The sequence below is a fragment of the Flavobacterium defluvii genome (assembly GCF_900129555.1).
Taxonomy (GTDB): domain Bacteria; phylum Bacteroidota; class Bacteroidia; order Flavobacteriales; family Flavobacteriaceae; genus Flavobacterium; species Flavobacterium defluvii.
This window is the reverse complement of sequence record NZ_FQWC01000008.1, coordinates 20595-43158: the sequence shown is the minus strand read 5'-3', so window position 1 is coordinate 43158 and position 22564 is coordinate 20595. Positions and strand designations below refer to the sequence as shown.

The 22564-nt window shown below is 32.9% G+C and carries 18 protein-coding genes; 6 read left to right on the top strand and 12 right to left on the bottom strand.

The window, feature by feature from the left end:
- Positions 1-8 precede the first annotated feature (8 nt).
- Together BUC29_RS16435 and BUC29_RS16430 are read right to left on the bottom strand one after the other, a co-directional pair.
- On the bottom strand, positions 9-2345 hold the full coding sequence (locus tag BUC29_RS16435) for an ATP-dependent helicase (protein WP_073417269.1): 2337 nt from the start codon (positions 2343-2345) through the stop codon (positions 9-11).
- 388 nt (positions 2346-2733) lie between these two features.
- Positions 2734-3501, bottom strand: coding sequence for a sulfite exporter TauE/SafE family protein (locus BUC29_RS16430; protein ID WP_073417268.1), 768 nt, complete (start codon positions 3499-3501; stop codon positions 2734-2736).
- Positions 3502-3626: 125 nt separating this feature from the next.
- Between BUC29_RS16430 and BUC29_RS16425 the strand changes: the two genes are divergently transcribed.
- Positions 3627-4148 carry a DUF7935 family protein gene (locus BUC29_RS16425; protein ID WP_073417267.1) on the top strand — a complete coding sequence of 174 codons (522 nt, stop codon included), beginning with the start codon at positions 3627-3629 and terminating at the stop codon, positions 4146-4148.
- Positions 4149-4214: 66 nt separating this feature from the next.
- On the opposite strand, the gene BUC29_RS16420 is transcribed toward BUC29_RS16425, so the two are convergent.
- From BUC29_RS16420 to BUC29_RS16400, 4 genes are all read right to left on the bottom strand, one after another.
- Entirely contained in the window at positions 4215-4493 is a 279-nt protein-coding gene (locus BUC29_RS16420; protein ID WP_073417266.1) for a hypothetical protein, read from the bottom strand.
- A 144-nt stretch (positions 4494-4637) separates the two neighbouring features.
- Positions 4638-5543 (bottom strand): patatin-like phospholipase family protein, encoded by a 906-nt coding sequence (locus BUC29_RS16415; RefSeq protein WP_073417265.1) that lies wholly within the window; start codon positions 5541-5543, stop codon positions 4638-4640.
- A gap of 265 nt (positions 5544-5808) precedes the next feature.
- A complete protein-coding gene (locus BUC29_RS16405) occupies positions 5809-7869 on the bottom strand; it encodes a M1 family metallopeptidase (protein WP_073417264.1) in 2061 nt (686 codons plus the stop codon).
- A complete protein-coding gene (locus BUC29_RS16400; protein ID WP_073417263.1) occupies positions 7866-8495 on the bottom strand; it encodes a transposase in 630 nt (209 codons plus the stop codon). The genes BUC29_RS16405 and BUC29_RS16400 overlap by 4 nt, the downstream gene beginning before the upstream one ends.
- Positions 8496-8583: 88 nt before the next feature.
- Here BUC29_RS16400 and BUC29_RS16395 point away from each other — a divergent pair, with 88 nt between their 5' ends.
- Positions 8584-9321: a Dph6-related ATP pyrophosphatase gene (locus BUC29_RS16395; protein ID WP_073417262.1), complete on the top strand. Its 738-nt coding sequence runs from the start codon at positions 8584-8586 to the stop codon at positions 9319-9321.
- 23 nt (positions 9322-9344) lie between these two features.
- A complete protein-coding gene (locus BUC29_RS16390) occupies positions 9345-9848 on the top strand; it encodes a hypothetical protein (protein WP_073417261.1) in 504 nt (167 codons plus the stop codon).
- Here BUC29_RS16390 and BUC29_RS16385 read toward each other — a convergent pair whose 3' ends face one another.
- The 3 genes from BUC29_RS16385 to BUC29_RS16375 all read right to left on the bottom strand — a co-directional run bounded on the left by BUC29_RS16385 (position 9849) and on the right by BUC29_RS16375 (position 12770).
- Positions 9849-10388 (bottom strand): DUF1697 domain-containing protein, encoded by a 540-nt coding sequence (locus BUC29_RS16385; RefSeq protein WP_073417260.1) that lies wholly within the window; start codon positions 10386-10388, stop codon positions 9849-9851.
- Positions 10389-10431: 43 nt separating this feature from the next.
- The gene (locus BUC29_RS16380) at positions 10432-12198 is read right to left on the bottom strand and encodes a hypothetical protein (protein WP_139260540.1); all 1767 of its coding nucleotides are present in this window, start codon (positions 12196-12198) and stop codon (positions 10432-10434) included.
- A gap of 140 nt (positions 12199-12338) precedes the next feature.
- On the bottom strand, positions 12339-12770 hold the full coding sequence (locus BUC29_RS16375) for a hypothetical protein (RefSeq protein ID WP_073417258.1): 432 nt from the start codon (positions 12768-12770) through the stop codon (positions 12339-12341).
- A gap of 276 nt (positions 12771-13046) precedes the next feature.
- Between BUC29_RS16375 and recG the strand changes: the two genes are divergently transcribed.
- Positions 13047-15155: an ATP-dependent DNA helicase RecG gene (gene recG, locus BUC29_RS16370; RefSeq protein WP_073417257.1), complete on the top strand. Its 2109-nt coding sequence runs from the start codon at positions 13047-13049 to the stop codon at positions 15153-15155.
- A gap of 294 nt (positions 15156-15449) precedes the next feature.
- Here the strand turns inward: recG and BUC29_RS16365 are convergent, their stop codons facing one another.
- From BUC29_RS16365 to BUC29_RS16355, 3 genes are all read right to left on the bottom strand, one after another.
- Positions 15450-16049 (bottom strand): PAS domain-containing protein, encoded by a 600-nt coding sequence (locus BUC29_RS16365; protein ID WP_073417256.1) that lies wholly within the window; start codon positions 16047-16049, stop codon positions 15450-15452.
- A gap of 73 nt (positions 16050-16122) precedes the next feature.
- Positions 16123-16977 (bottom strand): hypothetical protein, encoded by an 855-nt coding sequence (locus tag BUC29_RS16360; RefSeq protein ID WP_073417255.1) that lies wholly within the window; start codon positions 16975-16977, stop codon positions 16123-16125.
- A gap of 30 nt (positions 16978-17007) precedes the next feature.
- Positions 17008-17607: a TlpA family protein disulfide reductase gene (locus BUC29_RS16355; protein ID WP_073417254.1), complete on the bottom strand. Its 600-nt coding sequence runs from the start codon at positions 17605-17607 to the stop codon at positions 17008-17010.
- A 562-nt stretch (positions 17608-18169) separates the two neighbouring features.
- On the opposite strand from BUC29_RS16355, the gene BUC29_RS16350 reads away from it, so the two are divergent.
- The gene (locus tag BUC29_RS16350; RefSeq protein ID WP_073417455.1) at positions 18170-19228 is read left to right on the top strand and encodes an efflux RND transporter periplasmic adaptor subunit; all 1059 of its coding nucleotides are present in this window, start codon (positions 18170-18172) and stop codon (positions 19226-19228) included.
- A gap of 188 nt (positions 19229-19416) precedes the next feature.
- Positions 19417-22512, top strand: coding sequence for an efflux RND transporter permease subunit (locus BUC29_RS16345; RefSeq protein WP_073417253.1), 3096 nt, complete (start codon positions 19417-19419; stop codon positions 22510-22512).
- The last annotated feature ends 52 nt before the right edge of the window (positions 22513-22564 follow it).

Sequence of the window (22564 nt, the reverse complement as noted above, 5' to 3'; positions counted from 1 at the left end):
ACATTTTTCTATCCTACAACATCTAATTTAGCAAATCTTAAGAGAAGTTTTTTAATTCCTCCTACTTCAAATTTAATTTCGGCTTTTTTATCAGCTCCAACTCCTTCTAAATTAATCACTTCTCCTTTTCCAAAACGTTCGTGCATGACAACATTTCCGACAGTTAATTTATTATCGAACAAATTTGTGTTTGAACTTGCCGGAGCATTTCCTGAAACTGGTTTTAATTTACGAATATTTAAATCCGGTTTCGGACTGTTATCTGTAATATGTTTTGGAGGTGTTCCTCCTACGGGTTTTGATAAACGCAGTTTAGATTTATCAATATCTCCAAAAATATCGCCGTCAATTGGTGATTTATAACGATAATTACTTTCAGCCGGAGTTAGATATTCTAAATATTGTCCGTCAATTTCTTCAATAAAACGCGAAGGCTCACTATCCGTTAATTTTCCCCAGCGGTAACGGGATTGTGCATAGGTCAAATAAGCCTGATGTTCTGCACGGGTTAATGCTACATAAAATAAACGACGTTCTTCTTCCAATTCACTTCGGGTACTCATACTCATAGCACTCGGAAACAAATCTTCTTCCATACCAACCACAAAAACATGAGGAAACTCTAATCCTTTTGCCAAGTGAATGGTCATCAAGGCCACACGATCTTCATCTGTTGTATCTTTATCTAAATCCGTTGCCAGGGCTACATCTTCCATAAATTCAGATAATGCACCTCTTGCACCGTCAATTTCTTTTTGTCCTTCTGTAAAATCTTTAATCCCGTTTAAAAGTTCTTCAATGTTTTGAATTTTTGCCATTCCTTCCGGAGTTGCATCTTTTTTCAATTCCTGAACTAAACCTGTTTTTTTGGCCACATGATCTGTTACATAAAAAGCATCCTGATTTTGATCAATAACCTGAAAACTCTGAATCATGGTAACAAAATCTTTCAGTTTATTTTTTGTACCAGAGGTTAATTTTAAATCGATTTTATCAATGTTAACCATTACTTCCCAAATCGAACGCTTATAATGATTTGCTGCAATAGTTAGTTTTTCTACCGTTGTATCTCCAATTCCACGCGCCGGATAATTAATTACGCGAATCAAGGCCTCTTCGTCTTTTGGATTAATTACTAAACGTAAATAACACAAAACATCTTTAATTTCTTTACGTTGATAAAATGACAGCCCTCCATAAATTCTATAGGGAATATCTCTTTTTCTCAACGCATCTTCCATTGCACGCGACTGGGCATTCGTACGATATAAAATTGCAAAAGCACCGTTGTGAAGCTGATTCTGCATTTTCTGTTCAAAAATGGTACTGGCTACAAAACGTCCTTCTTCAGCATCTGTCAAACTTCTGTGGACTTTAATTTTTGGCCCAAATTCATTCGCTGTCCAGACTACTTTATCAAGTTTGGTTTTGTTATGCTCCATAACAGTATTGGCCGCCTCAACTATGTTTCTGGTCGAACGGTAATTCTGCTCTAAACGAAACATTTTTACACCTTCATAATCTTTTTGAAAATTCAAAATATTATTAATGTTTGCTCCTCTAAATGCATAAATACTCTGCGCATCATCTCCCACTACGCAAATATTCTGGAATCTGTCTGATAAAGCCCTAACAATCAGATATTGAGAATGATTTGTATCTTGGTACTCATCAACTAGAATATAACGAAAACGATCCTGATACTTTGCCAAAACTTCCGGAAAACGAGTTAATAATTCGTTGGTTTTCAATAACAAATCATCAAAATCCATTGCTCCCGCTTTAAAACAGCGCTCAACATACTGCTGGTAAATCTCGCCCAGTCTTGGCCTTTTTGCCATAGCATCAGCTTCGATTAATTCGGGATTATTAAAATATGCTTTTACAGTAATCAAACTGTTTTTATAACTAGATATACGACCTAAAATTTGTTTTGGTTTGTAAATATCCCGATCTAGCTGCATTTCCTTAATAATGGCAGAAATTAATCTGGCAGAATCCTGAGAATCATAGATCGTAAAATTTGAAGGATATCCTAAATGATCTGCTTCAGAACGAAGTATACGAGCAAAAATAGAGTGAAAAGTTCCCATCCAAAGATTTTTTGCTTCAGATGCTCCCACAATATCTGAGATTCTATGCTTCATTTCACGGGCAGCTTTATTGGTAAAAGTCAGCGACAAAATGTTGAATGCATCAACACCCTGAGCCATCAAATAAGCAATTCTAATAGTTAAAACACGTGTTTTTCCCGAACCTGCACCAGCAATAATAATCATTGGCCCGTCTTTTTGCAAAACAGGTTGTCTTTGTGCTTCGTTGAGCTGGTCAATATATTTCTGCATGTAAATTTTCTCCTTTTATGCAAAAATAAGAATTAATACTCTAAATAGCTACTAAGATTCTGAGGTTCTAAGCGGCTAAGTTTTTTCTTTTTTTGAGCCAGGCAAAAGGCAATATTTCAGACATGGCTTCCTGCTTTTAGCTTTATGTCTCCACTTCTATCGGGGCTAAATTCAGGCAATTGCACTTCTATAAATATTTTGTGCCGTTAGGCACTTAATATCGGTAGAAATTAATATATTGAGAATAGATTTAGCGTGCCGTAGGTACGCAATATCATTGTTATTACGTGCCTGCTGGCATGCCAATGAAATTAAATCTATTTAGCTACCGATATTTAGTGCCTAACGGCACAAATTTTACATTTTTATTTATGATAGCATTAAAAGGTTATTTGTAAAATACGTCGTATGCAAATCTAATCAAGGTACCAACTACCACAACCAAAAAGAAAATTCGAATAAAACCATTTCCTTTATTAATGGCCAGTTTTGCACCAAGCCAGCCGCCAAGTCCGTTACTTATGGCCATAGGAATTGCAATTGTCCAGATAATTTTTCCTTTTATCATAAACAGACAAATCGAACCAAAATTAGTGGCCAGATTTACCATTTTAGCATTTGCGGAAGCGTGCAAAAAATCAAAGCCCAAAAGAGCAATAAAAGCAACAACAAAAAAGCTTCCAGTTCCCGGACCAATAAATCCGTCATAAAAACCAACAATTACACTAATTATAACAGCATAAATAATTTGAGTTGCTTCTGAATGATCTTTAGCAGCATGCTGTCCGAAGTTTTTCTTTGCGTATGTATATATAAACAATAATGATAAAATGACAAGCAACAGCGGTTTCATAAAATCGTTGCTTACCAAAGTCAAAATAGTAGATCCTAAAAATGCCGACGGAACCGCCAGGCACATCATTATTAAAAGCAGTTTCCATTGAATTACCACTTTTTTAAGATATTGAAAAGCGGCAAAAGCAGTTCCGCTGAAAGCTGGAATTTTTAAAGTTCCAATCACTGTTGAAACTGGAAGATTTGGTAATAAAATTAATCCCATTGGTGTTTGTATTAATCCGCCGCCGCCAACAATTGCATCAATAAATCCTGCTGCAAAGGCAGCAAGACAAAGAAAAAGTATAATGTATGAATCCATTAAAAGAATATTACTGGTAGTTATAAAAACAAATTGTAAAATTAAAGTTTCTAATTTGGTTATTCGAATAAATTTAAAATGGATTTCTCATCAAAAAGTATATTTTTGCTAAAAAAATTACCCAAATGGATTTTACAAGAATTATAGAATTAGCCAGTTATACTTTACCTGCAATTGTTACCGGATTTGTAGCTTACAGTTTTTTTGAACTGCACATTAAAAATAATGATAAAAAACGTGCTTTTTTGTTAAACAGACAAGCACATAAGGAATCGCTTCCAATTCGTTTACAAGCTTACGAACGTATGACTTTGTTTTTAGAGCGTATCAATTTGACAAAATTGCTGATTAGAATTGCTCCTATTTCTAACCATAAACACGATTACGAAAATTTCTTAATTGACCAAATCGAACAGGAATTTGAGCATAATTTAACGCAGCAGATTTATATGTCTGAAGAATGCTGGACTATAATTACAACTGCAAAAAATTCAACAATTCAGATGATTCGTAAAACTGCAATGAGCGATCGTGTTGATAGTGCAGATAAACTTCGAGAAGTTATTTTAAATGATTTATTAGAGAAACAATCTCCTAGCAGTGTTGCTTTAAGTTATATTAAAAACGAAGTTGCTGAGCTTTGGTAAAATGAAAATTTTAGATTTTAGATTGTTGAGTTCAGATTATGAACAAACAATCTAAAATCTATATTCTTAAAATTTAAGCTCTAAAAAGTTTAAATTATTATCTACAAAAGCTTTTAGTAATTCGATTGTTTTATCTTTATTTTGATCTAACAAATCGGTAGTAAAATTATTATTGAGTTTTTCACTTAAACCAAACCATCTTTTCTGCATTTTTGGTCTTTTGAAAAAAACATAAAACTCATATTTATCAGGATTTCCCACAGCTGAAACTGACAATCCAGTTTTATTATCTAAATTTTCAAACTCCAATGAAGGTGAATAAAAAACATCCTTTAAATTTTCCATTTCCTGTAAATAAGATTTCCATGGAAAATTTTCAAATATTTTTAATTATTTCTGAAGAGTCTATTTTTCCTTTTTCAATAATGTCTGGATTTGCAGGTTCACAAATACTGTATCTAAATTGATTCATTCTTATAAATTTCTTTATTAAATAATCCTGTTATCACTCATAACTTCAGATTTATTCTGAGCGTATTCATAACCTTGTTTCCACCATTCTTTCATAATTTCTTTATTAAAAATCAAGGCGTTATCTGTTAATTTTGTTGGAGTGTAATATAAATTAAGTTTTACATTTTTACTGTTTGCCATAAGTTTTCCTATGGCAATATCGTGTTTTTCAACTTGATCTAATGCGATTCGGAACAAATCTATCATTAATGAAAACGGATTTTTACCAATTACCATTTTGCTTGTATTGACTTCTGTTTCCAGAATAATAACATCGATTTCTGTTGCACCGCGAGTGATGGCTTCGCGAATTGGAACCAAACTCGAAAATCCGCCATCGCCATATTCATAATTATTTTTGGTTACCAAACTCATAAACGGAACATAATTACTGGAAATCCATGACCATTCGCAAAACTCTTCGTAAGTACAATCTTTTACAGATTTATATTCTGATTCATTCTTAGTGAAATTTGTAACTGTAATAATTACATCATTATTCATTTTTTTCAGTTTATTGAAATCAGAAAGAGAGAAGTTATTCTGAATGTATTTCTTTAACCCTTTACTTTCGCCAAAAGTTCTTTTTCCTTTAAAAAACTGGCGCATAACATTAAAGTGATTAATGGTTACAATATCAATTCCTTCTTTAACTTTTACCACAAACGGGCAAATATTAAAAATACTTGACATTGTAACATTTGTATAAACTGAATGTATTTTTTTGATATGTCCGAGAGCTAAATGCGGAATAAGTAAACTTCCTGTCGAAGTTCCTAGAAATAAATCATATTCATGCTTTTTTTCTTCTATTAAATACTGCGCCACACCACCGGCAAATGCGCCTTTACTTCCGCCGCCAGAAATAACTAATGCTCTCATAAATAGTATAGTAGGTTTTGTTTTTTTTGGATTTCAATTTGAGATAAAAGAATATAGAAAATAGAATAAAGACTTCTATCACTCTATTTTCTTTACTCTATTATCTTTACTCTATTTTCTTTACTCTATTTTCTTTACTCTATTTTCTTTACTCTATTTTCTTTACTCTATTTTCTTTACTCTATTTTCTTTACTCTATTTTCTTTACTCTATTTTCTTTACTCTATTTTCTTTACTCTATTTTCTTTACTCTATTTTCTATATTCTACTCTTTCAACAAACGATTCAATTGAAATTGTTCATCGGGGTTCAAATTAGGTAAAATTCTATTAAATGAGGCACGTATTTCTGAATTTTTCAGTAAACTTCTAATAGAGTCTCTTCCAAATTTTGAAAACTGCCACATATGGTGCGTTGTAGCGTTAACCAAACTGGTTAAAACATCATCATTTATAAATTTAAATACAATAAGTTTTTCTAAAGCATTCTGACGTGTTGTTGCTTCGTATTTTGTTGTAGAAAAAGAAACCAATTCATTAACAAGTTCTTCGGGATTACTGCTGTAATTGGGGGTTGATAATGCCAAAGACAGCCATAAAGTTCTCAGGTTATAATCGTTAAAACCTATCCATGATTTTGATTTATCCAGATATTCTGTCCTGTGCTCAGGGAAATTTTTCCATAAATAAAACAAAGCAATTTCCTGCGTTTGATAAGATCTATCGTCTAATAAAGTTTCATATTCAGTTCTAAAATCTTCCGGAATTTTGGATAATGTTTCGGCTAAAGTCTGACGAAGCTGCACATTATTTTGATGCATCGCTTTCAGAAGTAATTCTTTTTTATTTTCATATTTTTCTGTTTCCAATTGAGAAACAATAGCCTCTTTTACGGAATAATGAATATCTGAATCCATAGTTTTGGTAAAAAAATCCAGCTTTTCGTTTAAAGGTGTTTTTTTTAATTTATCAATTTCTAAACGCACTTTGATTGCTTTATTTTTACTTAAAATAGCATTTGCAGCAGGTGTATCAAAAGCGGTTGACTCAAGCCAGGTTTTTTGAAACTGAACCAAATCAAAATCAGAAACTTTTTTTATTTCATCAAAAAAATTCTGTGTGTTTACGTTTTTAAAAGCATATTTATTTAAATAACTTTTAATTGCCTTTTTAAAAGCTTTATCGCCAATGGATTCATGTAAAACAAAAAGTGCCCAAGCCCCTTTTTCATAAAATGTAAGCGAACTTGCTTTTGCATTTAAAACCGGAATTGTGTCGGTTCTTGAAGCAAATTTTATCTGCTGTGCTGTATTGTATAATTTGGCATAAAAATAATCATCACCAAAAATTTCTCTTTCGGCTAGTAATGCATAATATGTTGCAAAACCTTCCTGAAGCCAATGATGTGTACTGCTTTCGGCAGTAATTAAATCTCCAAACCAATGATGCGCCAATTCGTGAGCATCTACGTTGGTATAATTTCGATCGGGAAAACCAATATTATCAACAACATAACGGGTTGTAAAAAGTGTTGTTGTAGTATTTTCCATTCCGCCGTATAAAAAATCACGAACTGGAATTTGTCTGAAAATTTTCCACGGATATTTAACTCCAATTTCTTTTTCAAGAAAATCAAATATTCGCTTTGAATAACGATAAGTTGGTTCAAAACTGGCTAAATCTTTATTTTCAATATAATACTCCAGCGGAATTTTTGATTTCGATTTAAAGTCTTTTTTATCAAATTTTCCTATCGAAAGAACTAATAAATAAGAACTCATTGGGTTTTCCATTTCATATTGCCAATGAACCTGATCTCCATTTTCGGTTTTCTTTTTCAAAATTCCATTTGAAACAACCTGATACTCTTTTTTATAAGTGACTCCGAGATTAAAAATTACTTTTTCATTAACATCATCAAAACTCGGAAACCAGTTACTTGTATATCTTCCCTGCCCCTGTGTCCAGATTTGAATATCATCATTTTCTATGTTTACAAAATACAACGCTTGTTTGGGTTTTGCATTGTAGCTGAATGTCAAATGATTATTCCCTTTTTGAAAGTGATTGATTATTTGAAGTTCTTTTCCTGTATTCACAAAAACAGCCTCTTTTCCGTCTATTCTAACGTCTGAAAACTGCATGTTTTTTGCGTCAATTTTTATGGTATCAATAGGCTGCAAAACTTCAAAATCGTAATCCACCTTTCCGTAAACTATTTTTTGAGAATCAACGATGTTTAATTGTCCTGAAACAGATTTAAAATCAACATATTGAGTTTGCTGAGCAAAAATAAAAGTTGATGCAAAAAGAAGAATATATTTCATTGAAAATTAGAGTTTATAGAATCTGTCTCCCAAGTTAGCGGATTATTTTTTATGTAATTATAAATCGTTTCAAATCTTTTGTAATTTCTAACAATATGGTCGTGATAATTTTGCTGCCAAATTGATTCGGAACCATTTATTTGTCTGGTTGTTATAGATTTAAATATTGCTACAAATGATGAAATCGAATTTGGTTTTCTCGACAACGATTGGTTTTGTAGAGGCGCACTGTTGTGCGTCTCCACAACGTTTATCGACATGCATTGCGATTTGTTGTTCGTTGTGGATATACTAGACGTAGACGCACAGCGGTGCGTCTCTACGATATGCTTTGTGTTAACTTCTTTAATATTATCTTCTTGAATTTCAATTAATAAATGAATATGATTTGGCATAACAATCCAATTATGAAAAAACCAATTTTTCCGAATATTTATCGATTTTAAAAGTTCATTCTCAACAATCTTTCCATTTTCATTTAAAATCATTTTTTCGTCTTCTATGGTTCCAAAAATACATTCTCTGTTTTTTGTAACTATTGTTATAAAATAAACCCCTTCGCTGGAATAATCCCAATTTTTCAATCGGCTTGAATCTATTTTAAATTTATCTTTATATAAAGTCATTATCTGGCGTATAAGAATCCAAAGTTACAAAGGTTTCAACAACAAATCGAATGAAATTTGTAAGTTTACCACACAAAAATAAATAAACGTGTCTACACCAAAAAAAGCCTTATTTAACTGGAGCAGCGGAAAAGATTCTGCTTTAACCTTATACAAAATACTACAAAATCCAGATTATAAAATTGAATGCCTGCTTACAAGCGTAAACCAGCAATATCAAAGAATTTCTATGCATGGTGTTCGTGTTGAATTACTTAAGGCACAAGCAGAAAACATTGGAATTCCTTTAAAAATTATGCAGGTTCCGGAAATGCCAACCATGGAAGTTTATGAAAATGTAATGATGGAGACCTTGACTGAACTGAAAGAACAAGGAATTAAATATTCTGTTTTTGGAGATATTTTTCTGGAAGATTTGCGTAAATATCGCGAAGAACAATTGGCAAAAATAGGTTTTGAAGGTGTTTTTCCAATTTGGAAAATTCCATCTCTGGATTTAATTCAGGAATTTATTTCACTTGGTTTTAAAACCATAGTGGTTTGTGTAAACGAAAGATATTTGGATAAAAGTTTTGTAGGGCGAATTATCGATCAAAATTTTATAGATGATTTGCCTGAAAATGTAGATGTCTGCGGTGAAAACGGCGAATTTCATACTTTTACTTTTGACGGGCCGATATTCTCTAAACCAATAAATTTTGAAATTGGCGAAATTGTGTATCGCAAATATGAAAAACCAACAAATCAAAATTCGTCAAATACTGCTTGTGACACAAATTCTTCTGATGCTTTTGATTATGGATTTTGGTATTGTGATCTTGTTTAATTTACTGATTATAAAATAAAAACATGTCATTAAAAGAAACTACAGATGTAAAACTAGTTCTTCGCTTTTTAGATGAAATAGGTATTACAGTTATTGAAAAAGAATTGGGCGACACTTTTTTACCCGGATTAGACTTGGGTTCTAATTGTATTTATATCGATTATGATAAATTACTCTATCCTGGTGATATACTTCATGAAGCTGGGCATCTGGCTGTTACTACTTCTGCAGAAAGAAAATTAGTAGGTACTGATAAAATATCGCCTGAATGGCCTACTCAGGGAGAAGAAATCGCAGCTATTTTATGGTCATTTGCCGCTGCAAATCATTTAGAACTGCCTCTAGAATTTGTATTTCATCCTAATGGTTATAAAAACGATTCAGAATGGTTGATTTCGAATTTTAGCAGTCAAAATTATTTGGGATTGCCGCTTTTGGAATGGATGGGCTTATGTCTTGGAAATGAACGTGCCGAAAAAGAAGGAAAAGCCGCTTTTCCAGCAATGCAAAAATGGCTTCGGGATTAGTTATTCTTCATACATTTTCAACAAATTTGTAACCGTATTCAGGTTTCGCATTGTTCCAATCGCATTGAGTTTTTTCTCGATATATTTAAGTTCAAGTCTGGTTTTTCCTGCACCAACAGCATATTTTATAAAAATCCTGTTTTCGTCTATAACAGCTTCATCTGGTTTAAACTGACTGATTTTGAGATCATGAATACTTTCTTTTTTCAAAGCCATAGCCATAAAAACTACATATAGTTTTTTAATGTCAATATCTTTTTCTTTTAAAAAAGGATTGTTGGAAAGGCTTAATTCTAAATCTTTTTTTGAAATAACAATTGCAGGAACTTCATGTCCAAAAACCTTAAAAATTTCCTGTTTAATTACAAAACCAACTTTAGCAGCATCATCTTCACTGTCTACAAAAACATTTCCTGATTGCAGATAGGTTCGAACATTTTTAAAACCAAGATTTTCCAGCATTGCTTTCAAAGCTTCCATTTTAATCATGTTGTGTCCGGAAACGTTAATTCCGCGTAAAAGTGCTAAATGTGTTGCCATTTTTTTAATTTTATTCAAAGATAGCTAAGTATAGTTTTAAAAACTATTCATCATCTTCACCAATTTCAATATCAAACCTGGTCAGGAAATCATTAAGCTGTTTTTTATACTTTGCTTTTGCTTCGTCTACAATTTCGTCAGCTTCTTCATCAGATTCTATTGCGTTTAAATTGAATTCATTTTTAACCCATTCCTGAAACTCTTCTTTATTTTCGCTTTCAGAATAATATTCTTCATCTTTATAGAAATATGCTTTATCGAAATCAACTGAAATTTCTGTATCAAAAGTCAATAAATGAATTAGTTTTCGGGTATTTTCTGCCACAACATGAATTCCGCCTTCATCTCCAAAAACAACTATCGGGCAGTTATTCAAATCTTTATCAATAAGCCAGTAAGCATACGAACTTCCTGAACCATTTGCTCCGGCAAATTCAATAAAACTATTATAAAACTCTTCTTTTTCAGACCAGGTTTTTATACCTGTTTTATCATTCCACACCAATAATCCAAAACATTCTGAATATGTATCTGATCCGTATTTTTGATCAAATTCATATAATTTCACCAAATCTTCCGGTAAAGCATAACCGCCAAACTGAACCGAATATTCTTCTAAAGAAAAAGTGTTGCTATATTCCTGATACTCTCTTTCATCTTCTTCTTCGTCTTCTTCAACAACTTCTGCCGTAAGCATTTCAAAGGCATTTACTGCTGTACATTTTACGCAGAACATCTCAATTCCTGGTGCGGTTTCATTATTTGCCCACTGAAATTTTGGATTTCCGTCATCATAAAGGTATTCCAGAACAAGTGTGATTTCTTCATCATCATGACACCATAAAGCACGCATTCTGATATTGAAACCATTTCCTATTTCTTCTGAAATCTGACTGTATTTTTTGCCTTCATATTCAAAAGGAAGAAATTGGTATAATGTATTTCCAATATTTCTGATGATTTTTCCTTCGCTTAAAAATTCTTCATTTTTAGACAATTCTTCAATCATATTTATAAACTGATTTCGAAAATCAGCATACATATATTTATCTTTTTTATCGTGATCAAGAATAGAAAGTCCTTTTTTGAAAGCATCCAGATAATCATTTCCTAATATTTCAGTGCCATACTTTGTATATTCAATAAACGAATCATCAACAATATCAGATAAATTATTGGTTGAAGGAAAGTAATTTTCAAAAGTTAAAAGATTTCCGTCGGCATCACTAACGTTACTGCAAATCATCACATCTGGTCTGTTTACATTAATGATCGCCTGAATATCTGTAAAACGTTCAAAATGCATCGGCATATCATCGCTGTAAATTAATCTCGAAACAACATCGCCTTTTACGAAAAGTTCTCCGTGATTGTATTCACCAACAATAGTATCGCATTTTAAACCGCCGCCTAAGTAATGTACACTTCCAAACAAATGTATGTTGATTGCGGATGTTTCTCCTAAAACTATTAAAGCAGGAGAATTATCTGTATCGTAAGAACTTATTAGTTTTTTTACATGAAGATTTCCTTTAAAAATAAATCCGAGAATGAAAATATCCTGATGTTCTTCTGTACTGAAATCCATCTCAAATAAATCCATTTCAACATCATCTTCTGCTAAAAGAAAAATTGGATTTTCTTCATAATCCGGAAAACGCCAGGTATCTTCAAAAACATTGTAGATTTTTTGATTGTCAAAATTGGTAAGTTCACCAATTATTTCGTGAGCGGCGTGACGATTTATAACTTTAAAGATAATACCTGAAAACTCAAGGGTTTCAAAAGGAACTTTTTCTATTTTACTCATTTTTTTAGTGGCATATATTTCAACAAATCTAATAATTATGTTTATTTATTAAAATATTTCTGACTGTAAATAACTAAAAAAACTCTGCCGAAAATTCAACAGAGTTTTTAAAGTATTTATAGTTTAGCGAATTCAAAAAATTATTTCGTTTTTTCATAAACCAAGTCAGGACCGTCGCAGTTTCGCCATGTACTGGTTAGATCACCGGCGTCGTTGATAAATAATTCTTCACTCAAATTTCCGGTACAGCTGCCAATAATGGTACTTGTACTGGCATACGTTAACTGAAAATGAGGTTTCTTCTGAATTTCTACAATCGAAAAAGTTCCTGATGCTGTAGTCGTTACACCATTTTGCGTTCTGGTTTTTACAAAAGTATTATCTCTTTTAAAATCATAAAACTCTTGATATTGCGGTTCGCCAACGATATAAATAGCCTGAATAAAAGAACCTGTAATACTCGTTAATTTCCATTTTCCGTAATAAGCAGAATAATTTCTGGAATCGGAATCATCGTTTGAACAGGAAAGAATACTAAACATTAATATAAAAACTGCGGTAATTTTTTTCATTTTGGTTTATTTTAAGGTTTATCTAATTAAATAGATAAGTTTTTTCTTAAAAGGTTGCTTATCTGAGTAATAAAAATTTTCAGGACTATCGCGCTTTCAAATTTCCCAATTAAAATTTATCTTCGCTTTTTTAATAGAACAAAGAGTAAAGAAGAAAGAAAATAGATTAAAGAATAAAGAGAATAGAGATAATCATAGTCTATTTTTCTTCTTCTTTACTCTTTTCTCTAAAAATCTAAAATCAACAATCTAAAATCTAAAATCCCAACTCCCTTCATGTCTAATAATCTTCTTGAAACTCCTATCGAATACTTAAAAGGTGTTGGCCCGAGTCGTGGTCAATTACTTCGTAAGGAATTAGGAATTCATAAATATGGAGATTTAGTCAATTTTTACCCAAATCGATATATTGACAGGACACGTTATTATAAAATCAACGAATTACAAAATACCGGAACCGAGGTTCAGATTATCGGCAAAATCATCAACATAAAAACAGTTGAATTTGCTAAGAACAAAAAGCGTTTAGTCGCCAGTTTTGTTGATGAAACCGGAATGATTGAACTGAACTGGTTTCAGGGTCATAAATGGATTCGGGAGAGTTTAAAGCTTAATGAACAGTTGGTTATTTTTGGAAAATGTTCTCTGTATGGAAGCCAGTTTAGCATGGCGCACCCCGAAATTGAATTATTGAGCGAGCACGAAAGAAGTCTTCGTTCGGCGATGCAGCCTGTTTATCCTTCTACAGAAACGTTGACAAACCGCGGAATTTCAAACAGAACCATCAACAAAATGATGGAACAATTGTTTATAGAAACTCAGGCTTTGTTTACAGAAACTTTTCCGCCTTATTTAATCGAAGAATTAAAACTGATTTCTAAAAGAGCGGCTTTATTCAACATACATTTTCCGAAAAGCAGCGACGCTTTGGCGAAAGCCCAATTCCGATTAAAATTTGAAGAATTATTCTTTATTCAGCTTCAGTTAATTACAAAAAACTTAATTCGGAAACATAAAATAAAAGGTCATCCTTTTACCAAAGTTGGAAAACTTTTTAATGAATTTTATCAAAATCATCTTCCTTTTGATTTGACAAATGCCCAAAAAAGGGTAATAAAAGAAATTCGTTCAGATATGGGAAGCAATGCCCAAATGAACCGATTATTACAAGGAGATGTAGGTTCGGGAAAAACCATTGTGGGTTTTATGAGTATGCTTTTGGCCATAGACAATGGTTTTCAGGCTTGTTTAATGGCGCCGACGGAAATTTTGGCTAATCAGCATTTTCTTGGTTTATCTGAATTTGCCAAGACTTTAAATATAAGTATAAAAATATTAACCGGTTCTACTAAAACTTCTGAAAGAAAAATTATTCATGAAGATCTTGAAAACGGGAATCTGCAGATTTTAATAGGAACACATGCATTGCTCGAAGATAAAGTAAAATTCCAAAATCTAGGCTTAGCAATTATTGATGAACAGCATCGTTTTGGAGTTGAACAAAGATCAAAATTGTGGAAAAAAAATGATATTCCGCCGCACGTCTTGGTTATGACGGCAACGCCAATTCCGCGAACTCTGGCGATGAGTTTGTATGGTGATTTGGATGTTTCGGTTATTGATGAATTGCCGCCGGGACGAAAGCCTATTCAAACCGTACATCGATTCGACACCAACCGCTTAAAAGTCTGGAAGTTTCTGCGTGATGAAATCGCTAAAGGAAGACAAATTTATATCGTATATCCGTTAATTCAGGAATCTGAAAAAATGGATTATAAAGATTTGATGGACGGTTACGAAAGTATTTCGAGAGATTTTCCACTTCCGCAATATTCAATTTCAATTGTTCACGGAAAAATGAAACCGGCTGATAAAGATGCAGAAATGAAACGCTTTTCTGAAGGAAAGACCAATATCATGGTAGCAACAACTGTAATTGAAGTTGGGGTAAATGTACCCAATGCCAGCGTTATGATTATCGAAAGTGCCGAACGTTTTGGTTTGTCTCAACTGCATCAGTTACGCGGACGTGTAGGCCGAGGCGCCGAACAGAGTTATTGCATTTTAATGACAGGACACAAATTGAGTTCTGACAGTAAAACGAGAATGGAAACAATGGTACAGACCAACGATGGTTTTGAAATCGCCGAAGTCGACCTAAAACTCCGTGGTCCGGGAGATTTAATGGGAACCCAGCAAAGCGGTGTTTTGAATCTTCAAATTGCTGATATTGTTCGCGATCGTGATATTTTGTCTCTGGCACGAAACTACGCTATGAAAGTCCTTAAAGAAGACGCTCCTCTTCAAAAACCCGAACACGCAATTCTAAAAGCTGTTTTTATCGAACTGACTAAGAAAAAGAATATTTGGAATTATATTTCTTAAAAGTTGCTAAGATGCTAAGGTTCTAAGATGCTAAGCTTTTTTCTTTTGGGTTCAAATCGACAAGCCCATAGGAGCAAAGTTTGTTTGAACTATTATCCTGAGCGAAGCCAAGGTTCACATAGCATAAAACCTTAGCATCTTAGAACCTCAGAACCTTAGAATCTTTTAAAAAAAATATACTCCACTGCATCTAACTCTTAAAAAGTTATGAATATTCAGGTGACTAGATTTGTTGGGGGGCAAATGTTTTTATCGAATATAGTGATGCAATGAAGTACATATTTTTTTTCTTAATTATTTTTTTGGAGGGCTTTTATCAAATAAACCGCTGAATAATCCTTTGCTTATTTTATTTTTATCGTCTTTTCCCGTTGCGATTAAATGATCTACATATTCCATGTATGATTTTTTTCGCTCTTCTAAAAATCCGACTAAATATTCTTCAGAAGCAATTATGCCGCTGGTTTCTTCTATCTGCAAAAGTTTTCTGTATAACGGCTCTATGAATTTTGTAATAATAGGCTCCGGAACAGATTTCCTGGTTCCAAAGTACCCCACAATATCGCCATTTTCATCGGCAATAATTTTAAAATCGGTTACAACCCAGTAATAACGGCCGGTTTTTGCCATGTTTTTTATAATCACGTGGATATTTTCACTTGATTTAATACTGTCCCATAAGAATTTAAAAATCACTTTTGGCATATCAGGATGCCTTACAATATTGTGAGGCTGGCCTACAAGTTCAAATTCATCATATCCTGAGACATCTATAAAATCTTCATTGGCATACAGAATTGTTCCGTTTTTATCTGTTTTACTGAGTAATACTTTATTTTTATTCCAATCGACTTCGCGGTCTGAAGGTGTTGGGCGGGTAAATCTCGTATCCATATATTTCTACAAATAATTAAACAATGGTAAATGTGCGGGTAAATTTGTTTTTGGAAGTTGGCAGTATTCTCTTTTAGTGTCTGGAGTTAGTAGATTTTACATGAATATCATTCACCAGATCGTCTATTTTTTTAGCACTTTCGCGCATCATGTCCAGATAAGTCAAAAGCTTATCATTATCCGTATGTCCTTTTGAAACATCAATTAATTTTAAAACAGAATTTACCGGAAGTTTTAAATCTAAAGTCGTTCTGTGTACAAAGTCATTGTATTCTTTTGTTGCCGACATTGAGCTGTATTTGGCAGAAGCCAGTTTCATATTTTCCAGCTCATATTCATCAGAAATTTTAGAGATATGGTTGTGGCTGTGTTCTTTAAAATAATACGCCCAATAGCCGTTCATAAAGAATACAACTGCCGCCAAAACCGTGTGGATAATAAGCGTTTCTAAATCAAAATTTACCTGAGAAAAATAAACCTGAAGTCCGTTTGCATCATTATAAACAAAATTTTGAAGATAAGCCAGCCCAGCGTGATGCAGAATAACTAAAAGCGTTAGCGGAATCTGCAGTTTCCAGTTTTGGTAAATAATTAAAATTGTACTGGCAATAAAAACAGTAAAATGCATTTCGAATAAACCATGCATCTGGTAAATATACTGCGCCATAAATATAGCCAGTATCACAGATAAAACGTATTGATAAAATTTTGAATTTTTAATAAAAAACTTAGCAGAATAATAGGCCAAAAGGTTTAAGGTTCCTACTCCTACTCCTATTTCGAAAGTATCATATTTAAACGATAATCCGATTCCGAGAAGAAAATAAACCACAAGAACGTAATTAATAATTGTATCTGATTTTTGAGTCATAGTCGACATAAAACTATGCAGATAATCTTGCTCATTTAAACTGGCTTTTGTTTTCATAGGTTATAAAATTTAAGTTAGAGATAGATTTTATTTAGTGCAATTTGGTAACGAACATCCATAAGCTCGAAGAGCTAAAGCATTAAATGAGGGCGAAAAATTTTGTTTCAACAGCGAATCAATTGCCATTTGGGCGTAATTACTTTTAGTATCTGTACAATATCTTGTTTTATTATAATTACCACGATAATATAAATTATGATCAGCATCTAAAAGAACAGCCTGCGGGGTCGAAATTACACCGCATTTTTCAGCAATTCCTTCATCAAAATAAACCGGAACTTTTGCTCCAAATTTTTCCTGAATTTCCTCTATAGAAAAAGTCTTTTTTTTGTTTAATACAACAATCTTAAAATTGACTCTGTCTCCATATTGTTTTATTAAACTACTCACATGCGGAATGTTGAACCTTGAACACGGACAATCCGGATTAAAAAAATGAAAAAAAACAGGCTTATTATCATATGCACAACATTGAGACAAATCAATTTTTGCCCCCATTGCTATAACATGATAATTTTTCGGAATTGGTGTTGGCAGGCTATATTTGAACTCATTCTGCCAAAAAAGAAATCCTATTGAAAAAAGTAATAATGTAAACCAAACGGATAAGAGTATTTTTTTCTTCATATAATATTTTTTTAATAATTAAGAACAAAAAAAATAAACACTTGTTAATATAATTATTAATTAATTTCTGCAAAAAACCTAAAAAATTAAAACTAACCCGATATTTTTAACAATTAATCTTACAGTATTTCATAATAAACACTAGTATAATTGACTTTTTGTTTAACATAGTAATGTTACAAATAAATTAGATAAAGTGCAAAAAAAATCGGACAAAAGAGAAAAAAAAATCCATAAACTTAGCAATCATTGAGGTTGAAACAGAAATATCAAAAATGCATATAGAATTATTTTCATTCAATTCAACAACAACAATGCAATGATTATCAATAAAATAAAACTAAAACTTGTTGTTTAAAAAAAAAAATGTGTTTCGTTTTAAACCTTTTTTCAAAACCAATATCTAACCGCAAACTTTTTGCGGCTACAGCTTCAAAAATTTGATTTGAAATTATCATAAACCAAGTGTTAAATAAAAGCTAACGTCTTTTGGTTTCGATACAAAAAGTTAAATTTGCTAGTTGCAAAAACATACACCAAAAAACATATTCACCTAAATTTTATGAAATTAAAACATCTAATCTACGCCTTAATAATCATCGTTTTAGGCGGATTTATTACCTACAGAATAATATCCAATAAAAGCAAAAACGACGATTCTAAAAAATTTGGCGACAAAGACAAACCAACAACAGTAACCGGACTTGTAGTAAAAACTTCGACTTTTGATAATAATTTATCTTTATCTGGTTCTATCGAAGCAAATGAACAAATTGAAATACATAGTGAAGTTTCCGGAATCGTAGAAGGAATTTATTTTAATGAAGGAAGTTATGTGAATAAAGGTCAGATACTTTTTAAAGTAAATGATATTGAATTAAAAGCACAATTAAGGCAGGCTGTTACTAAAGAAAATTTAGCTGCAGAAAACGAAAGAAGAGCGAAACTTTTACTCCAGAAAGAAGCTATAAGTCAGGAAGAAGCTGATGTTGCAAAAGCAGATTACGCTTCGGCACAGGCACAAAGCCAGTTAATTCGAGCACAAATCTCTAAAACTTCAGTAAAAGCACCATTTTCAGGAAAAGTTGGTTTACGCTCTATTTCACCGGGAACATATATTACACCAACAGTTGTAGTCGCTAAATTAGTTAATACCGGAAAACTAAAAATTACATTTTCAATTCCTGAAAAATATGCAGCGCAGGTAAAATCAGGATCTACCATTGATTTTACAGTTTCAGGATCTGACAAAACTTATAATGCCAAAATTTATGCAATCGAGCCAGAAATAGCAGTGGCAACACGTACTTTACAAATTCGTGCTATTGCAGATAATACAGATGGAAAACTTTTCCCGGGAACTTTTGCCGATGTAAAACTACCTTTAAATATAATTAAAGATGCCATAGTTGTACCTTCTCAGGCTATCATACCTGTACAAGATGGTAAAAAAGTTTTTATTGCAGATATGGGCAAAGCCAAAGAAGTTATGGTTGATGCAACAACAAGAACAGATGCTTCGATTTTGATTTTATCAGGATTAAAAGCCGGAGATACTTTAATAACAAGTGGTGTTATGTCATTAAAAAACGAAGCACCTATAAAAGTTAAAGTAAAATAGTCATAAAGCCGAAAGTCTAAAGTCACAAAGACTTGAATATAGATTTAAAGATAACAGTAAGATTTACAACAAATCTAAAATCAACAATCTAAGATCTAAAATGGCTTTAATATAGATTTAAAGATAGCCGTAAGATTTAGTAATAAATCTGAAATCTAAAATCAACAATCTAAAATCTAAAATCACAAATGAGTTTATCAACCACAAGTATAAGAAGACCTGTTTTAACCATTGTACTGAATTTATTAATCATATTATTCGGTTTTATTGGTTATACATTTTTAGGTGTTCGAGAATTCCCTTCTATCGATCCGGCGCAGGTTTCCATAAGAACCAGTTATACCGGAGCCAATGCAGACATTATTGAATCGCAGATTACAGAACCTCTTGAAAAAGCCGTAAATGCTATTGACGGAATTAGAAACATTACCTCTTCAAGTAATCAGGGAAGCAGTAATATTACCATAGAGTTTAACCTTGACAAAGATTTAGAAGAAGCCGCAAACGACGTTCGTGACAAGGTTTCGCAAGCTATTAGAAGTTTACCACAGGATATCGATGCAGCTCCTGTTGTTTCAAAAGCTGATGCCGATAGTGACGCGATTATTTCGATGACAGTTCAAAGCGACACCAGAAGTTCTTTAGAATTAAGTGATTATGCCGAAAATGTTATTTCACAACGATTAGAAACAATTCCCGGCGTAAGTACCGTTCAGATTTGGGGGCAAAAACGGTACGCAATGCGTTTATGGATTGACCCTGTAAAATTAACAGCTTATGGCTGTACAGTTGCCGAAGTTCGAGATGCTTTAAACGCACAAAATGTCGAATTGCCATCGGGAAAATTAACGGGAAATAATACCGAATTGACCGTAAAAACAATTGGTAATTTATCTAAACCAGAAGAATTTAACAATATTATTATTCGTACCGATGGAGATAAAATCGTTCGTTTAAGTGATGTCGGTGGTGCAGAATTAGGCCCTGAAAATCTGGAAACCAAATTAAGTCAGTCCGGACTTCCACTAATTGGTTTAGCAATTGTGCCAATGCCGGGAGCTAATTATTTAGATATTTCGAAAGAATTCTACAAAAAATACGAAGCCCTAAAAAAAGATCTTCCAAAAGATATTAAACTGAATATTGCCCTTGATAATACAGTTTTCGTAAAGAAATCAGTTCTTGAAGTTGCAGAAACATTAGGGATTTCGATCATTCTGGTAATCATTATTATTTATTTATTCTTTAGAGACTGGGCAATTGCGTTCAGACCTTTAATTGATATTCCGGTTTCGCTTATTGCCACTTTCTTCATTATGTGGCTTTTTGGATTCTCTATCAACGTATTGACTTTATTGGCGATTGTTTTGGCTACAGGTTTAGTTGTTGATGACGGAATTGTGGTTACCGAAAATATCTTCAAAAAAGTCGAAGAAGGAATGTCGCCAATTGAAGCTGCAATTAAAGGTTCTAACGAAATTTTCTATGCCGTGATTTCGATTTCGGTAACATTGGCTGCGGTATTTTTACCGGTAATTTTCTTAGAAGGTTTCGTAGGTAGGCTCTTTAGAGAATTTGGAGTTGTAATTGGTGCCGCCGTATTAATTTCTGCTTTTGTATCGTTGACTTTAACGCCAATGCTAAACGCTTATTTAATGAAAGGCGGCGAACAGAAAAAATCTAAATTCTACATTAAAACCGAGCCTTTTTTCGAAAAAATGAACAGCAGTTATGCAGAAGCTTTAACGAAATTCATGGAGAGAAAATGGATTAGTTTCCCTATTTTGATTGTTTGTTTTGGATTGATTTATTTATTCTTTACAATCCTGCCAAAAGAAACTGCTCCTTATGATGACAGAAGTGCTGTAACCATGCGTATGACAACTCCAGAAGGATCTTCATACGAATATACAGATCGTTTTATGCAGGAAATCTCAAAATTAATTGATGATTCGATTCCGGAGAAAAAAGTAAGTTTGGTTATTACCTCGCCGGGATTCAGCTCAAACTCTGTAAACAGCGGATTGGTAAGACTTACATTAAAAGAAGTAGATGAAAGAGAAAAATCCCAAAAAGATATTGCAGACGAATTAACCAAATGGACAAAACAATATCCGAATGCAAAAACATCTGTAACACAACAGCCAACAATTGCTGTAAACAGACGTGGAGGTCTGCCGATTCAATATATTATTCAGGCTCCAAATTTTGAGAAATTAAAAGAAAAAATCCCTTTTTTTATGGATGAAGTGGGAAAAAGTGATGTTTTCTCAACTACAGATGTTAACCTTAAATTCAATAAACCTGAAATCAATGTAAGTATTGACCGTGCAAAAGCAGAAAGTTTAGGAATCTCTATTATCGATATTGCACAAACTTTACAGCTTTCGTTAAGCGGACAGCGTTTTGGATATTTCATTAAAAACGGAAAACAATATCAGGTAATTGGTCAGTTTGATCAAAAAGACAGATCGAAACCTTTAGATTTAACTTCAATGTTTGTGAAAAACAAAAGCGGGCAATTAATTCAAATGGACAACGTTGTAAATGTTGCCGAGCAAAGTAATCCGCCGCAATTGTATCATAACAACCGTTATATGTCGGCTACAGTTTCTGCAGGTTTAGCTCCGGGAAAAAGTATCAGCGACGGTATTCAGGAAATGGACAGGATTAAAGCAAAAGTTTTAAACGAAAGTTTTACAACCGATTTAAGCGGAGAATCACGAGATTTCGTAGAAAGCAGTTCTAATACTTCTTTCGCTTTTGGATTGGCATTATTATTAATCTTCCTGATTCTTGCCGCGCAATTTGAAAGTTTTATAGATCCGTTTATTATTATTTTAACTGTTCCGATGGCGGTTGCCGGAGCTTTATTTTCACTTTGGCTGTTCAATCAAACCTGGAACATTTTCAGCCAGATTGGAACTGTAATGCTTATTGGACTGGTTACGAAAAATGGTATCTTGATTGTGGAATTTGCCAATCAGTTACGAGAACAAGGCAAGCCAAAAATGGAAGCCATTCTTGAAGCATCAGAAGCACGTTTACGTCCAATTTTAATGACCAGTTTAGCGATTGCTTTAGGAGCACTTCCTATTGCATTGTCACTTGGTGCTGCGTCAACCAGTAGAATTGGTATGGGAGTTGTAATTGTTGGAGGAACTATTTTCTCACTTGCTTTGACACTTTTTGTTATTCCGGCAATTTATTTTATGTGGTCTAAAGCCAGAAAACATTATCCGGAATTTGACCGTATCGACGAATACGAAAAAGAAAGTAAATAATATTAGCCACGAATTCACGAATTTTATTAAACAATTCTTGAATTCACGGCAA